The organism is Aureimonas mangrovi (genome assembly GCF_014058705.1).
Taxonomy (GTDB): domain Bacteria; phylum Pseudomonadota; class Alphaproteobacteria; order Rhizobiales; family Rhizobiaceae; genus Aureimonas; species Aureimonas mangrovi.
This window is the reverse complement of the sequence record NZ_CP059692.1, coordinates 2,408,325-2,423,952: the sequence shown is the minus strand read 5'-3', so window position 1 is coordinate 2,423,952 and position 15,628 is coordinate 2,408,325. Positions and strand designations below refer to the sequence as shown.

The window sequence follows — 15,628 nt, the reverse complement described above, 5'->3', positions numbered from 1 at the left end:
CCAATGGGCCGCGCTGCATCCGGCGTCCGGCCGACGCTGTGAACCATCAGTCTTGCGAATGATCGCGATCACTGGAAAACGGGTGTCCGGGAGCCCGCCTCGCTGGTAGGAGGAGCGGCGGCGCACGTCGCCTCAGATCAGCGAAAGCCGCCCCGTGTCTCAAACGCCAGATCAGAACAAGCCCGAGCCCGTGCAGGGCTATGTCTACGCCCTTGCGGCCTATGGGATCTGGGGGCTCGTGCTGCCGATCTTCCTGTGGTCGCTCTCCGGCGTCCATCTGGGCGAGGTGGTGGCGCATCGCATCCTGTGGGCCCTGCCTTTCGCCGCGGCGATCCTCGCCTGGCAAGGCGGGATCATCCCCCTGTGGCGCGCACTCACATGGCGCATCGCCGGGCTGGCACTGCTCTGCGCGGTCGTCATCTCGATCAACTGGACGGTCTATGTCTACGCCATTGCGACCGGGCATGGCGTCGACGCGGCCTTCGGCTACTACATCAACCCGCTGGTCAGCCTTCTCTTCGGCGTCTTTCTGCTGGGTGAGAGGCTGAACGCGCAACAGATCGTCGCCATCGCGCTCGCCGCCTGCGGCGTCGCGGTGATGGCGATCGAGGCGGGCGGCCTGCCGTGGGTATCGCTGGTGCTCGCGGGCTCCTTCGCGCTCTATGGCCTCCTGCGCAAGACGACGCCCTACGGCGCCGCGGAAGGCTTCTTCCTCGAGATCGTGATCCTGTTCATGCCCGCGCTCGCCGCCGCGATCTGGCTGACCGCGGCCGGCCAGACCCAGTTCGGCATCATGCCGAAGGAAACGCTGCTCCTGGTCGCCGCCGGCCCGCTGACCGCAATCCCGCTGATCCTCTACGCCGCCGGCGCAAGGCTGCTGCGGCTCTCGACCATCGGCATCCTGCAATACATCACGCCCTCGCTCATCGCGCTCACGGCGGTGTTCGTTTTCGGCGAGCCGTTCGGCGTCATGCAGGGCATCGCCTTCGCCTTCATCTGGGCGGGGCTCGTCGTCTACACGCTGTCTTTGATCACGCAGGGACGGCGAAGGCGCGCCAGGGTCTGAAGCCTTCTACAGCCGCTCGATGATCTCCTCGGCGCCGTCCGCGCGGGCAGGCTCGGCCGCGTCCCTGATCGCAGGCAGGATGTCCTCGACATCGTCGATGACCAGCGGCTGCACCTGGTGCGCGGTGTGGATGAAGCCTTCGCCGCGCATGTGATCGAGGAGGCCCGACAGCGGGTCCCAGAAGCCGTTCACATTTGCGATGACGATCGGCTTGCGGTGCCGGCCGAGCTGGCTCCACGTCATGATCTCGATCAGCTCTTCCAGCGTGCCGATGCCGCCCGGCAGCGCGACGAACGCGTCCGCGCGCTCGAACATGATGTGCTTGCGCTCGTGCATGTCGGCGGTAACGATCAGCTCGTCCAGCCGCTTCAGTTCGCGCTCGGTCGCCTCCATGTCGATCAGGAAGCGCGGGATGATGCCGGTGACGCTGCCGCCGGCGCGGATCACCGCATCGGAGACCGCGCCCATGATGCCGCGCGTGCCACCGCCGTAGACGAGGCGCACACCAGCTTCGCCCAGCGCTGTGCCGAGGGCTTCTGCGGTCCGCATGTAGATGGGATCGCGTCCTGCGGAGGAACCGCAATAGACGCAGACGGATCGAATCGTGCTCATGCGAGGAAAGTCGGATGCGGGCGCAGCCGGGTCAAGCCAGGCTCGGGTGAAATCGCATGGCGCGCTCAGCTTCGCGCGTCTATCGCCTCGGCGATCTCGTCGCCGGCCTTCAGAAGCCGAACGATCACGGGCACGGCGAGGCGCAGCGTCGAGCGACGAATACCCCGCGCGGCCTGCGCCTCGCGCACCTCCTCGACGATCTGCGCCACCATCGGGATGAAACTCAGCGTCAGCGAGATGGCGAGGCTCACGCGCGCCGGGTCGACCCCGAGCGGCCGCAGCGGCGACAGAACGCGCTCCAGAACCGCGACAAGATCGGCCGTGCGCGTCGTCAGCGTCATCAGGGCGGCGAGAAGGATCAGCGCGGCGAGGCGCAGGGCCGCGAGCGCGGCATCGAAAGGCGTGCCGAACCAGAGCTGGGCGGCGGCGATCAGCGCGAGGACGAAGAGGACCGGGCGAAACTGCGCCCATGCCAGACGCAGGCCGAGGCGCGCGACGACGTAGCCGAGGAGCGTCAGCGCAAAGACGGAGGCGGCGACCGCCAGCGAGGGGAGGGCGAAGACGAGCGTCCCCGCGATCGGCAAGGCGGCGAGCTTCACGCCCGGTGGCAGGCGGTGGATTGGGCTCTCGCGGTGCGCGTAGAGACCGGCGATCATCGGCAGATCTCCTCATAGAAGGCGATGGCGTCGGACGGCGCGGCGTCCGCCACCACGCGCCCGCTCTCGAAGACGAGCACACGATCGAAGCCTTGAAGGAGATCGAGATCGTGCGTGACCATCACCACCTGGCCGTCATAGGCCTCGACTGCGCGCAGGATCCGCGCGCGGTTGCGCCTGTCGAGAAGCGTCGTAGGCTCGTCGAGGACGAGGAGGTCAGGCTGGGTGACGAGGACGCCGGCCAGCGCCACCATCTGACGCTCGCCGCCCGAAAGCGTGTGGGCGAGCCGATCCTCGAAACCCGTCAGCCCGTGCAGCGCGAGGCGTTCGGCAACGCGCCGACGCTCCTCGTCGGCCGGAAGTTTCAGCCGCTTCAGGCCGAAGGCGACATCCTCGCCGACGGTCGGGTAGACGATCTGGTTGTCCGGGTTCTGGAAGACGAAGCCGACGCGACGCCGCACGTCCTTCGTCGCGGCTTGCGTATCGAGCCCGAAGACGGAGGCTGCGCCCTCGTCGGGAAGGACGAGGCCGTTGAGGAGCCGCACGAATGTCGATTTGCCCGACCCGTTGGCGCCGATCACGCCGATGCGCCGCTCTGTGAGTGTCAGCGACAGACCTTCGATGACGCCGCGCCCGTCGCGGCGGACCGTGACGTCGGCGATGTTGATCATCGTCAGCCTCGGCCTTGAACCCGAGCCTCGATCAGCGGGTAGGAGCGCTTGACGGCCACGATGGCGAGCGCGGCGACGGCGGCCTTCACGACATCGCCGGGGATAAAGGCGATCGCCGAGGCCGCGAAGGCTTGCGGAAGCGGCATACCGGACATCGCGGCAAACCACGGAACGCCGATCGCGTAGACGACGCCGATGCCCGCGAAGGCCGTGATGGCGAACGCCGTGACAACGTTGATGCGGCGCCAGAACCGCTCGGTCAGGAAGCCGGTGACGAAGGCGGCCGCGACCCAGCCGCAGATGTAGCCGCTCCAGGGGCCGACGAGCGTGGCAAGGCCTCCGCGCCCGCCGGAGAGGAGCGGCAGGCCGAGCGCGACCAGCGCGACGAAGAGAAGCATCGAAAGTCCGCCGCGCCGCGCACCGAGGATGCCGCCGGCCAAGAGCGGTCCCAGCGACTGAGCCGTGACCGGAACGCCCAGCGCAGGGATCATGATCGGCGGGAAGATCGCCAGCACCGCCATCAGCGCGGCGAAGAGAGCGATCTGGACGATGTCTCGTGTGGTCATGCGGATGAGTTCCGAACGGTTGAGCGAGCTTCTGTGGAGCCTATCGCCGCGGCGAAATCAATCGGCGATGCGCACCGTCGGGATATCGGTGTGAGCGAAGTCCTCGCCCTTGTAGAGGAGCGGCACGCCGAAATGGCGCGCGCAGGCATAGGCGAAGCAGTCGCCGAAGTTGAGCCCTGCCGGATGCCGGCCCTTCCCGAAGCGCTCGAACGCCTCGAAGGCGAGAGCGGCGGTCTCCGGCGGGACCGAGACTACTTCGATTTCCGCTGCCGCAACGAAACGGTTGACCGCCGACAGAGCCTCTGAAGGCGATATCTTGTCCACTCGGGCTACGGCCAGCGCACTTTCCCATAACGCCATCGCGGACGTCCTCGCATCGGGAGCGGTGGCGATCGCGTGGTAGAAGCCGTCACCGTCCGGCTCACCGAGGAGGGAAGCGCAGATGGCCGAGGCATCGATGAACATCAATCGTCCTCGTAGAGGCTATCGATCCACTCCTTGGTGGTCGGCAAGCCTCCCGGCTTCGCCTTCGCCCTCAAGTCGGCTTGGATCCTTCGCAACTCGGCCAGCTTCGCGTCATAGGAGGGCTTCGCCCGCTCCAACTCGTGCTTCAGCGCGACACGCACGGCGTCGGTCTTGCTGGTGCCCTTGATGGTCGCAAGGCGCGTGGCAAGCTCGCCGACCTCCTGGTCCTTCACGTAAAGTGGCATGGCGGCCTCCTTGGGATATCCAGAAGATAAGCTCGGTATATCCCGCTGTCGAGCGCTGTCAGTTGGTGGTCAGCGTCCGGCGCACGGCATCGCGCCAGCCGGCGAGCTTTCGGCCGCGCGTGACTGCGTCCATGCCCGGCTCGAAGCGGCGCTCCAACTGCCAGCGCGCGGAAAAGCCTTCGGCATCGGGCCAGACGCCCGCCTGATACCCGGCGAGCCAGGCCGCGCCGAGCGCGGTCGTCTCCAGCACCGTCGGCCGGTCCACGGGCGCGGCGAGAATGTCGGCGAGGCGCTGCATCGTCCAGTCGCTCGCCACCATGCCGCCGTCGACGCGCAGGACCGTGTCGGCTGCTGCCGGCCAGTCGGCGCGCATCGCGTCGAGAAGGTCGGCAGTCTGGTAGGCCACCGATTCCAGCGCGGCGCGGGCGAACTCGTTCGGGCCGGTGCGTCGCGTCAGCCCATGCATCGAGCCGCGCGCCTCCGCATCCCACCACGGCGCGCCGAGCCCGGTGAAGGCCGGGACGAGATAGACGTCTTCCTCCTCGAGCGCGCGCGCAGCCATCGGCCCGCTCTCGTCGGCGCGCGAAACGAGGCCGAGCCCGTCGCGCAGCCATTGCACGGCGGCGCCCGCGATGAAGATCGAGCCCTCCAGCGCATAGGTCGTGCGACCGGCGAGGCGATAGGCGACGGTGGACAGGAGACGGTTCTGCGATGCGACGCTCTCGCTGCCTGTGTTGAGGACCGCGAAGCATCCGGTGCCGTAGGTCGCCTTCATCATGCCCGGCGCGAAGCACGCATTGCCGAGGACGGCGGCATGCTGATCTCCGGCAACGCCCCGTATCGCGATGGCGCCGCCGAAGAGCGAGGGGAGGGTGCTTCCGAAGTCGTCGGCGCAGTCCTTCACCTCCGGCAGAAGCGTGCGTGGGATCGAGAAAAGCGCCAGAAGTTCGTCGTCCCAATCGTTCCGCTCGATGTCGAAGAGCATGGTGCGCGCTGCGTTGGTGGCATCCGTGGCGTGGACCGCGCCGCCCGTCAGCCGCCAGAGGAGGAATGAGTCGACCGTGCCGAAGGCGAGGCGGCCGGCCTCAGCCCGCTCCCGTGCGTTCGGAACGGCATCGAGGAGCCAGGCGAGCTTGGTGGCCGAGAAATACGGGTCGATGACGAGCCCTGTCCTCGCGGTGATCGTCGCCTCAGCGCCATCCGCCACCAGCCGGCGACACATCTCGGCCGTACGCCGGTCCTGCCAGACCACCGCGTTGTGGACGGCCTCGCCCGTCTCGCGGTCCCAAAGGATCGTCGTCTCGCGCTGGTTGGTGATGCCTATCGCGGCGATGTCGCGCGCCGACAGCGATGCGTCGGCAAGCGCCGCCTTCACCGTGGCGACGACCGAGGACCAGATGTCCTCAGGGTCGTGCTCCACCCAGCCGGGCCGCGGGAAGTGCTGCGGGAATTCCTGCTGGCCGATGCCCAGGACCCGCAGGTCATCGTCGAAGACGATGGCCCGCGACGAGGTCGTGCCCTGGTCGATCGCGATGACGTAGCCGGACAAGCGTTCCTCCCTCCGCTTCCGATGCTTCAGATGGCGTTGCGCAGCGACTCTTCGATGTAGATCTCGCGCAGGCGCATGGAGAGCGGGCCGGGCCTGCCATCACCGATCGCGACGCCGTCGATCTCCACGACGGGCGTGGCGAAGGAACTGGCCGAGGTGATGAACGCCTCGCGCGCCGATCTGGCCTCCTCCACAGTGAAGGGCCGCTCCTCGATGGTAACGCCGTGTTCGGCCGCAACGCGCATCAGCGAGGCGCGGGTGATGCCCGGGAGGATCGCATGCGACAGCGGGCGGGTGACGACCCTGCCGTCTTCGAGGACGATATAGGCGTTGTTCGAGGTGCCTTCGGTGATCTTGCCGTCCTCGACGAGCCAGGCATCGTCCTTGCCGAGCTTCTTGGCCTCCATTTTGGCGATGGAAGGGTAGAGCAGCTGAACGGTCTTGATGTCGCGTCGGCCCCAGCGCATGTCGGGCAGGAGAGCGACGCGCAGGCCCTTTGCGGCGGTCGGCTTGTCGATCACCGGCCCGGCCTGCGTGAAGAGAACGAGCGAGGGAACGGTGTCCGCCGGCGGGAAGGCGAAGTCGCGGTCGGCGGAGCCGCGCGTGACCTGCAGGTAGATCAGGCCTTCATCGAGGCCGTTGCGCGCGACCATCTCTCGGTGGATGGCGAGAAGCTCGTCCTCGCTCGCGGGCTCGTTGATGCCGAGCTCGCCGAGCGAGCGGCGAAGGCGCGCCATGTGGCCGGAGAATTCGAGCAGCTTGCCGCCGACGACCGCCGTCACCTCGTAGACGCCGTCGGCGAAGAGAAAGGCGCGGTCGAAGACGGAGATCTTCGCGTCTTCCTCGGGCAGATACTCGCCGTTGACGTAGACGGTGCGGCTCATGGCAGGGCTCCTCGCGCGTTCGACCGCCGTCTTGCTACATCGCGAGGACGCGCCGGGAAAGCCTTCTCTAGAAGCCGCCGGCGGCGCCGGGGCCGGGCGTGGCACCCGGCGGGCACTTGCCGAGGATGATCATGCCCAGCACCTCGTCCTTGGTCACGGCGCTCGTCTCCGCCTCGCCGACGACCTGGCCGTTCTTCATCACCACGACGCGGTCGGCGAGATCGAAGACGTCGTGGATGTCGTGGCTGATCAGGAAGATGCCGATGCCCTCCTTTTTCAGCTCCTTGATGAGTTCGCCCACCTGCGCCGTCTCCTGCGGGCCGAGCGCGGCCGTCGGCTCGTCCATAATCAGGATGCGGGCGTTGAAGAGGATGGCGCGGGCGATGGCGACGGACTGGCGCTGGCCGCCCGAAAGCGCCTTCACCGGCTCCTTGAAGCGGCGGAAATTGGGGTTGAGCCGCCCCATCACCCTGCGGGCCTCGGCCTCCATCGCCGCGTCGTCGAGCGTGCCGAAAGGCGTCAGGATCTCGCGGCCGAGAAAGAGGTTGGCGGCGGCGTCCACATTGTCGGCCAGCGCCAGGGTCTGATAGATCGTCTCGATGCCGTGGGCCTTGGCGTCGCGCGGATTGGCGATCGCGGCTTCCTTGCCGCCGACGCGGATCGAGCCGGAATCGCGCTTGTAGGCGCCTGAGAGGATCTTGATCAGCGTCGACTTTCCGGCTCCGTTATGCCCGAGAAGCGCGACGACCTCGCCCGGAAAGAGGTTGATCGAGGCGCCGTCCACGGCGTGGATGCCACCGAAGGCGATGGAGATGTCCTCCATCTCCACCATCGGCGTGCCGGAGCGGTCGATGCTGTCGGACGTGCCGCGCCCGTGGTCGGCTATGGCTTCGAGCGTGCTCATGCCGTCCTCCTGCGATAGACGCCGTCAATCCACACGGCGATGACGAGAACCACGCCGACGATGATCGCCTGCAGCGGCGAGTCGATGCCCAGAAGCACCATGCCGGACTGGAGCGACTGCATCACCACCGCGCCGATCATGGCGCCGGCCACCGTGCCGACGCCGCCGGCGAGCGAGGTGCCGCCGATGACGGCCGCGGCGATGACGTAAAGCTCGTCGAGCGTGCCTTGCGCGTTCGTCGCGGCGTTGAGGCGCGCGGTGGAGATGGCTGCGCCGAGTGCGGCGAGCCCGCCCATCAGCATGAAGACCTTGGTCAGCACCCAGCGCGTGTTGATGCCGGCGAGTTCGGCGGCCTCCGGGTTTCCGCCGATGGCGAAGACGTAGCGGCCGAAGCGCGTGCGCGTCGTCACGAAGGTCATGACGATGCCGATTACGACGGCAATGAGAACCGGGATGGCGATGCCGTAGCCGATCGACAGGCCGCCCTCCGGGATGGGGATATTGTTGGCCTCGGCGTATCGGCGGGCGATGGCACTCGGCCATTTGTAGGCGTTGAGCACGGCGGCGGCCCCGAGGATGCCGGCGAAGGCGACGGCGCCGAGCGTGATCTCGGCCCAGACGGGGCGGAGCGGGAAGTTGAACCGGCGCCGGCGCCTGCGCGCCAGCAGGAAGGAGAGCGCGACGGCGGTGCAGGCGACGATCGCCAGCACCCACGTCCATGTCTCGCCGAGAGAGCCGTCCGCCCCGCCGCCCATCAGGCGGAAGGTTGTGTCCATCGGCGCGACGGTGCGCCCGGAGGTCAGCCACCAAGCGCCGCCGCGCCAGATGAGCAGGCCGCCGAGCGTGACGATGAAGGCCGGCACCCCGAGATAGGCGATGATGGCGCCCTGCAGGCCGCCGATGACGACGCCGACGGCAACGCCCGCAAGCGTCGCGATCAGCCAGTTGAACGGGCCCTCGAAACCGAGGAGCGGTGGCAGGAACTGCACCTGCGTCACCGCCATCACCATGCCGGTGAAGCCGAGGATGGAGCCGACCGACAGGTCGATGTTGCGCGTCACGATGACGAGCACCATGCCGGTGGACATCACCGCAATCGACGCCGTCTGAACCGAGAGGTTCCAGAGATTGCGCGGCGTCAGAAAGACGCCGCCCGACATCACGTGGAAGACGAGCCAGATGACGAGGAGGGCGCCCAGCATGCCGAGCATGCGGGTATCGATCTCGGTCGCGCGTATGAGCCGCGCGAGGGCGCTCCCGCCTGTACCGGGGCGCTCCCCGACTTTCGAAGCCGTCGTGTCGCTCATGGCCGATCCTCCCATGCGCATTGTCCGGCGCGTTCACGCCGCAGGGCAGAAAGAGGGGCCGACCGAACCGGACGGCCCCGTCCCGCAGCGATCAGTCGCAGGCCGGCACGGAGCCGGGCGAGACGCCCTGGCAGACGACGTCCTTCGTCACCCAGCCGGACTCGATGATGGTGCCGAGGTTTTCCTGGGTGATCGGCACAGGCGTGAGGAAGAGCGACGTCATCTCCACGCCGTTCGGCCCGCCGTTGAAGGTTGTCACCCCCTCGATCTCGTCCATCGCCGTGCCGTCGGCGAGCTGGAGAGCGATCTCGGCTGCCTCCCGGCCAAGCTCACGCGAGTCCTTCCACACCGAGACGGTCTGCGTGCCGCGTGCGATGCGGTTGAGCGCGGCGTGGTCGGCGTCCTGTCCGGAGACGGGCACGGCACCCGCCAGCCCCTGCGCCTCGAGGGCGGCGACGGCGCCGCCGGCCGTGCCGTCGTTGGCGGCGACCACGGCGTCGACCTCGTTGTTGTTGGCCGTCAGGAACTGTTCCATGTTGGCCTGCGCGTTTTCCGGCAGCCAGCCGTCCGTATAGGCCTCGCCGACATTGACGATTTCGCCGGAATCGATCTTCGGCTGGAGGACTTCCATCGCGCCGGAGAACAGGAAGTCGGCGTTCGGGTCGGCCGACGAACCTTTGATGAAGACGTAGTTGCCGGAGGGCGCGACGGCTTCCACCGAGCGCGCCTGGATGCGGCCAACTTCCACGTTGTCGAAGGTGATGTAGAAGGCGTCGGCGTTCTCGATCAACCGGTCGTAGGCGATGATCGGGATACCGTTGTTGGCGGCGTTCTCGACAGCCGGACCGATGGCCGAAGAATCCTGAGCAAGGACGATGAGCGCATTGGCGCCTTGGCTGATGAGGCTTTCCACGTCGGTGAGCTGCTTGGCCGCCGAGGATTGCGCATCGGCCGAGATGTAGCGAGCACCCGCTTCCTCGAGCGCGGCACGGATCGCCGCCTCGTCGGTCTTCCAGCGCTCTTCCTGGAAGTTCGACCAGGACACGCCGACAACCAGCCCCTCCTGCGCCTTGGCCACGCCGGCCAGGACGAGAGAAAGGGCCACACCCGCAAGGGCGATCTTCATCGTCTTCATGACTTCCTCCCACGGCGCTGGCAGCGCGCCGAAAACCGTTGTGAAGGGCCCTCCAGCCCTCTCCGGCCTTTTATTCCAAGCCGGAGAAAAAATGGTGACAGACAACGCAACGCGTGTCAATCTCGCCTGCAACGGCCGAAAGAGCCCGTGGGGAAACGGATGATGCGATGCTGTCAAAGACCGATGCGGAGGCGGTCCGCCGCCAGAACCGCCGGCTCTCCATCGAGCATTTTCGGCGTGCTGGAGCCTCGACTCGTCGGCGCCTGAGCGAGGCGACCGGGCTGTCCTTTTCCGCGGCGTCCTCGATCGCGAGCGATCTCCTGCGCGAGGGGGTGCTCAGCGAGGACGAGGCGGCCGCGGTTCCCGCCAGGCGTGGGCGGCCCGAGTTCAGCCTTTCGCTTTCGCCCGCCCGCGCTCTTCTCGCCGCCGTGAAGGTGACTGTGGGCGAGGTCGCCGTCCATATCTGCGATTATGCGGGGGGGATCGTCGCCGCACGCTCCCGCGAGGCCGATCTTCTGGCGCTCGACGGGCCGGCGCTCGTTGATGCGGTGGAAGGTCTGATCGACGCAACGCTGGATGAAGGGAGGATCGCGCGGCTCGACCGGATCGTCGTCGCCGTGCAGGGCGTGACGGATTCGGCCAGCCGCCGGCTTCTCTGGTCGCCGATCCTCAAGGCGCGCGACACCGACATGGCGACCTCGCTGGAAGCGCGCTTCGCCGCGCCCGTGACCGTCGCCAACGATTGCGGGCTGATGCCGGAACGCTTCCGCTGGAGCGGGGAGATCGACGAGCCGGCCTTCGCCACGCTCTTCATCGGCTTCGGCGTCGGCATGGGGCTGAAGCTCTCCGGTTCGACCTTTCGAGGCGCGCGCTCTTCGGCAGTGGAGTTCGGCCACCTGAACCACATCCCGGGCGGGGAGCCCTGTCGTTGCGGCAATCACGGCTGCATCGAGGCCTATGCCGGCGACTATGCGATCTGGCGCGCGGCGCGCGGCGCCAACGCCCGCCATCTCGGCCATCGCGTCGACGAGATGGACATGGCGGAACTCGCACAGGCCGCACGTGCTGGAGAGCGACTTGCGCTTGCAGCCTACGAGCGGGCCGGGGAGGCGCTGGGTTATGGGCTGGGGCGCATGTTCACGCTGATCGATCCGGTGCCGGTTGCCTTCGTCGGCTCAGGCGCGGCCGCGATGGACCTTCTGGAGCCGGCCATCCGGCGCGGCATCGCCGTCAGCGCCATCGAGGGCATCGGCCGCGACACACCCTTCTTCGTCTTTCCCGATTCGGACGAGGTCCTGCTCGACGCTTCGCTTGCCTTCGGGCTGGCCGCGATCGACGACGAACTGGCCGGGGCGATCGCCCCAGCGGGACGCAACATGGGGGCGGAGGATGCCCCGGCACCACTCATGGGAGGAATGACATGACAGGCTTCTTCGAGCGTAGCGAACCGATCCGCTTCGAGGGGGAGGGCTCGCGCGACCCGCTGGCCTTCCGCCATTACGACAAGAACCGGCAGGTGATGGGCCGCACGATGGAGGAGCAGCTTCGCTTCGCCGTCTGCTACTGGCACTCCTTCACCTGGCCGGGCGGCGACCCGTTCGGCGGCGAGACCTTCCTGCGGCCGTGGATGCACGGCGACGATCCGCTGGCGCTCGCCAAGGCGAAGGCCGAGACGGCCTTCGACCTCTTCCGCGTGCTCGACGTGCCGTTCTTCACCTTCCACGATGTCGACGTCGCGCCGGAAGGCGCGTCGCTGTCCGAATCCATCGACAATCTGAAGGCCATTACGGACCTCTTCGAGGAGAAGATGGAGCGCGAGAAGGTCCGGCTCCTCTGGGGCACGGCCAACCTCTTCTCGCACCGTCGTTACATGGGCGGCGCGGCCACCAACCCGGACCCGGACGTCTTCGCCTATGCGGTGGGGCAGGTGAAGGCGGCGATGGATGCCACGCACCGGCTGAACGGCGAGAACTACGTGTGCTGGGGTGGACGCGAGGGCTACGAGACGCTGCTCAACACGCGCATGGGCCAGGAGCTCGATCAGCTCGGCCGCTTCCTGTCGATGCTCGTCGACTACAAGCACAAGATCGGCTTCACCGGGCCGATCCTGATCGAGCCCAAGCCCAAGGAGCCGACCAAGCACCAGTACGATTTCGACGTCGCGACCGTCTACGGCTTCCTCGAGCGACACGACCTGACGGCCGACGTGAAGCTGAACATCGAGCAGAACCACGCGATCCTCGCCGGCCATTCCTTCGAGCACGAAGTCGAGCTGGCCTACGCGCTCGGCCTCTTCGGGTCGCTCGACATCAATCGCGGCGACGATCTCCTCGGCTGGGACACGGACCAGTTCGCCATGAATCCCAAAGAGATGGCGCTGGTCTTTCACGAGGTTCTAAAGAACGGCGGCTTCACCACGGGCGGGCTGAATTTCGACGCCAAGATCCGCCGGCAGTCGATCGACCCGGACGATCTGATCGTCGCCCATGTCGCTTCGATGGACGCGTGCGCAAAGGCGCTTCTCGCTGCTGAGGCGATGCTGGCGGACAAGGCGCTGGAAGGCCCGCTCGCCGAGCGCTATTCGGGGTGGGACGGCGCGGAGGGCCGCGCGATCCTCGCCGGCGAGCGTACCCTGGAAGAGGTGGCCGCCCGCGCAGCTTCTCTCGATCCGCAGCCCCGTTCGGGCCGTCAGGAGCTTCTGGAGGGGGTCGTCGCCCGCTACGTCTAGGGCCTGACGCAGGATTCAAAGTGTCGGGGCGCCGTCGGCCGCAAGGGCGCACGGCGCTCTCTGTCATCAACTGGGAACGCAACGAATGGCATATTTTCTGGGGCTCGACCTCGGCACCTCCTCGCTGAAGGCGCTCCTGATCGACGTGGGTCAGGTCGTGGTCGCCAGCGCCTCGGCGCCGCTCACCGTCCAGCGCCCGCATTTCGGCTGGGCCGAGCAGGATCCGGTGACGTGGATCGAGGCGGTGAAGGCTGCTATCGGCGAGCTTCGTGCGAGCCACGCCGACGCGCTTTCGGCGGTCTCCGGCATCGGCCTTTCCGGCCAGATGCACGGGGCGACGCTGCTGGATGGCGAGGGGCGGGTGCTGCGGCCCTGCATCCTGTGGAACGACACCCGAAGCCATGCCGAGGCGGCCGAACTCGACGACGACGAGGCGCGAGGCATCACGGGCAACATCGTCTTCCCCGGCTTCACGGCGCCCAAGCTCGAATGGGTCCGGCGCAACGAGCCGGAAATCTTCGCCAAGACCGCGCGGGTGCTGCTTCCGAAGGACCATCTGCGCCTGTGGCTGACGGGCGAGGCGATCTCCGAGATGTCGGACGCTGCGGGGACGGCGTGGCTCGACACCGGTGCGCGCGACTGGTCGGACCGCATGCTCGAGCGCACTGGCCTCACGCGCGCCCACATGCCGCGTCTCGTCGAGGGGTCGGAAGCAGCCGGCGGGCTTCGCCCGGACGTCGCTCGCGAACTCGGCCTTCCCGCCGGCACGGTGGTGGCGGGAGGCGGCGGCGACAACGCGGCCTCGGCCTGCGGCGTCGGTGTCGTGCGGCCCGGCACGGGCTTCGTTTCGCTCGGCACGTCTGGCGTTCTCTTCACCGCTTCGGACGGCTACCGCCCGGTGCCGCAGACTGCGCTGCACACGTTCTGCCACGCGCTTCCGGGCCTGTGGCACCAGATGGGCGTCACGCTCTCGGCGGCCGGCTCGCTGGAATGGCTGGCAGGCGTCGTCGGGGCGCGCCCGGCCGAGCTTTCGGCGGAGGCCGGCGAGGAGCTTGTCGAGCCCTCGCGGTTGCTCTTCCTGCCCTACCTTTCGGGCGAGCGCACGCCGCACAACGATGCCGCCGTGCGTGGCGCATTCCTGGGCCTTTCCGCGGATACGACGCGCGCCCAGATGGCGCGTGCGGTAATGGAGGGCGTCGCCTTCTCGATGCGCGACTGCCTCGACGCGGCCGGCGGGCCTCACGGGGTGGAAAGCTTCGTCGCGGTGGGGGCCGGCGCGCGCTCGGCCCTGTGGCTGAGGATGCTGGCGGCCGCGCTCGACACGACGATCGTTCTGCCGGCGGAAGGCGATTTCGGCGCCGCATTCGGTGCCGCGCGCCTCGGGCTCATCTCGGCGACGGGCCGCGATCCTGCGGAAATCATCACCATGCCGCCCGCCGCCCGAAGCATCGACCCGGACAAGGCGATGGTTGAGGCCTTCGGCGCCGCGCACCGGCGCTATCGCGAAGCCTATCCGGCGCTGCGCGCGCTGAGTGCCTGAAGCAGCGCGGAACCGACATGCGAAAAGGCCCGGCGGAGCGATCGGCCGGGCCTCCTGCTTTTGCGGAACGAGGGCGCCAGACGCCCCTTCCGGCAGCTTACTGGGCCGGCGCGGCCTCGGCCGGCGCATCGCTGGCGCCGGTGTCCCCGGCATCGGCCGGCGTCGTCGGCTCAACTGTGCTCTCGGCGGTCTCGACATAGTCGTAGGCGCCGTTCTGCCATTCGTAGACGACGTAGCCCGGCAGGGTCACGTCGCCGATGTCGTCGAACTGCAGGTCGCCGATCACCGTCTGGAACGAGCCTTCGTTGAGCGCTTCCACCACCGGTTCGAAATCGGTGGTGCCGGCTTCGTTGGCGGCCTGTGCCCAAGCCTGGATCGCGGCATAGGTGTAGAGCGCGTAGCCCTCGGCAGACTGACCCTTGGCCTCGATCTTCTCGACGACGGGCGCGGCGACCTCGTTGCGGCGCGGATCGGGCGAGAAGGTCATCAGCGTGCCTTCGCCGGCGTCACCCGTGATCGACCAGTATTCGTCTGAAACGAGCGCGTCGCCGGACATGATCGTCGCTTCCATGCCCTGTTCCTGCATCTGGCGTGCGATCAGCCCGGCCTCGGTGTGGTAGCCGCCGATATAGACGAGGCCCACATCCGCCTGGTTCATGCGGGTGACAAGCGCGGTGTAGTCGCGTTCGCCGGCCGTGTAGGCCTCGACGAGGGTCGGCTCCTTGCCGGCCGCGCGCAGCACGCGCTCGGTCTCGGCGGCGAGACCGGCGCCGTAGGCGGTGCGGTCGTTCAGGATGGCGACGTTGGTGTCGGCGAAGTTCTCGGCGATGTAGGCACCGGCGACTTCGCCCTGCTGGTCGTCACGACCGCATACGCGGAAGATGCCGTCGCCGGGGCGCTCCTCGGTATAGGCCGGATTGGTCGAGGCGGGCGAGATTTCAATGATGCCCTCGTCGGCGTAGACCTGGCTGGCCGGGATCGACGAGCCCGAGCAGAAATGCCCGATCACGACGGGCACGCCTTCGGAGGCGAACTGGTTGGCAACGGCCACTGCCTGACGCGGATCGCAGGCATCGTCGCCGATCGAGATGCGCAGCATCTCCCCGTTCACGCCGCCCGCCTCGTTGATGTCCTCCACGGCCTGCTCGGCGCCGGTGCGGAACTGTTCGCCGAAGGTAGCGTACTGCCCCGTGATCGGGCCGGCGACGCCGATCGTGATGTCGGCCAGCGCCGCTCCGGACAGACCGAGATTGAGGGCCACACTGGCCAGAAGCACTTTCTTCATGACGACCTTCCCGTT

At 67.9% G+C, this 15,628-nt stretch carries 16 protein-coding genes; 4 read left to right on the top strand and 12 right to left on the bottom strand.

Going from position 1 to position 15,628, the window contains the following annotated elements; all coding sequences use genetic code 11:
- The first annotated feature begins 154 nt into the window (after window positions 1-154).
- Window positions 155-1,066, top strand: coding sequence for an EamA family transporter RarD (rarD, locus tag H1343_RS11605; protein WP_185983057.1), 912 nt, complete (start codon window positions 155-157; stop codon window positions 1,064-1,066).
- Between the two features lie 6 nt (window positions 1,067-1,072).
- Here rarD and H1343_RS11600 read toward each other — a convergent pair whose 3' ends face one another.
- The 11 genes from H1343_RS11600 to xylF form a co-directional block, all read right to left on the bottom strand.
- A complete protein-coding gene (locus H1343_RS11600) occupies window positions 1,073-1,678 on the bottom strand; it encodes an LOG family protein (protein ID WP_185983056.1) in 606 nt (201 codons plus the stop codon).
- Between the two features lie 65 nt (window positions 1,679-1,743).
- On the bottom strand, window positions 1,744-2,334 hold the full coding sequence (locus H1343_RS11595) for an energy-coupling factor transporter transmembrane component T family protein (RefSeq protein WP_185983055.1): 591 nt from the start codon (window positions 2,332-2,334) through the stop codon (window positions 1,744-1,746).
- Complete coding sequence (locus H1343_RS11590) at window positions 2,331-3,005, bottom strand: energy-coupling factor ABC transporter ATP-binding protein (protein WP_185983054.1); 675 nt, start codon at window positions 3,003-3,005, stop codon at window positions 2,331-2,333. The genes H1343_RS11595 and H1343_RS11590 overlap by 4 nt, the downstream gene beginning before the upstream one ends.
- Before the next feature lie 2 nt (window positions 3,006-3,007).
- The gene (locus H1343_RS11585) at window positions 3,008-3,571 is read right to left on the bottom strand and encodes a biotin transporter BioY (protein ID WP_185983053.1); all 564 of its coding nucleotides are present in this window, start codon (window positions 3,569-3,571) and stop codon (window positions 3,008-3,010) included.
- A gap of 57 nt (window positions 3,572-3,628) precedes the next feature.
- Window positions 3,629-4,036: a type II toxin-antitoxin system VapC family toxin gene (locus H1343_RS11580; RefSeq protein ID WP_185983052.1), complete on the bottom strand. Its 408-nt coding sequence runs from the start codon at window positions 4,034-4,036 to the stop codon at window positions 3,629-3,631.
- On the bottom strand, window positions 4,036-4,281 hold the full coding sequence (locus tag H1343_RS11575) for a type II toxin-antitoxin system VapB family antitoxin (protein ID WP_185983051.1): 246 nt from the start codon (window positions 4,279-4,281) through the stop codon (window positions 4,036-4,038). Before H1343_RS11575 ends, H1343_RS11580 begins: the two co-directional genes overlap by 1 nt.
- A gap of 58 nt (window positions 4,282-4,339) precedes the next feature.
- On the bottom strand, window positions 4,340-5,830 hold the full coding sequence (gene glpK / locus H1343_RS11570) for a glycerol kinase GlpK (RefSeq protein WP_185983050.1): 1,491 nt from the start codon (window positions 5,828-5,830) through the stop codon (window positions 4,340-4,342).
- A gap of 26 nt (window positions 5,831-5,856) precedes the next feature.
- Entirely contained in the window at window positions 5,857-6,714 is an 858-nt protein-coding gene (locus H1343_RS11565; RefSeq protein ID WP_185983049.1) for a D-amino-acid transaminase, read from the bottom strand.
- Between the two features lie 67 nt (window positions 6,715-6,781).
- Window positions 6,782-7,546, bottom strand: coding sequence for an ATP-binding cassette domain-containing protein (locus H1343_RS11560; protein ID WP_425484659.1), 765 nt, complete (start codon window positions 7,544-7,546; stop codon window positions 6,782-6,784).
- A gap of 68 nt (window positions 7,547-7,614) precedes the next feature.
- On the bottom strand, window positions 7,615-8,925 hold the full coding sequence (locus H1343_RS11555; protein WP_185983047.1) for a sugar ABC transporter permease: 1,311 nt from the start codon (window positions 8,923-8,925) through the stop codon (window positions 7,615-7,617).
- A gap of 91 nt (window positions 8,926-9,016) precedes the next feature.
- The gene (gene xylF / locus H1343_RS11550) at window positions 9,017-10,060 is read right to left on the bottom strand and encodes a D-xylose ABC transporter substrate-binding protein (protein ID WP_185983046.1); all 1,044 of its coding nucleotides are present in this window, start codon (window positions 10,058-10,060) and stop codon (window positions 9,017-9,019) included.
- Between the two features lie 167 nt (window positions 10,061-10,227).
- On the opposite strand from xylF, the gene H1343_RS11545 reads away from it, so the two are divergent.
- From H1343_RS11545 to xylB, 3 genes are all read left to right on the top strand, one after another.
- A complete protein-coding gene (locus tag H1343_RS11545) occupies window positions 10,228-11,484 on the top strand; it encodes an ROK family protein (RefSeq protein ID WP_185983045.1) in 1,257 nt (418 codons plus the stop codon).
- The gene (gene xylA, locus H1343_RS11540) at window positions 11,481-12,788 is read left to right on the top strand and encodes a xylose isomerase (protein ID WP_185983044.1); all 1,308 of its coding nucleotides are present in this window, start codon (window positions 11,481-11,483) and stop codon (window positions 12,786-12,788) included. Before H1343_RS11545 ends, xylA begins: the two co-directional genes overlap by 4 nt.
- Before the next feature lie 85 nt (window positions 12,789-12,873).
- Window positions 12,874-14,328 carry a xylulokinase gene (xylB, locus tag H1343_RS11535; protein ID WP_185983043.1) on the top strand — a complete coding sequence of 485 codons (1,455 nt, stop codon included), beginning with the start codon at window positions 12,874-12,876 and terminating at the stop codon, window positions 14,326-14,328.
- 97 nt (window positions 14,329-14,425) lie between these two features.
- On the opposite strand, the gene H1343_RS11530 is transcribed toward xylB, so the two are convergent.
- A complete protein-coding gene (locus H1343_RS11530) occupies window positions 14,426-15,613 on the bottom strand; it encodes a branched-chain amino acid ABC transporter substrate-binding protein (protein WP_185983042.1) in 1,188 nt (395 codons plus the stop codon).
- Window positions 15,614-15,628: the final 15 nt, after the last annotated feature.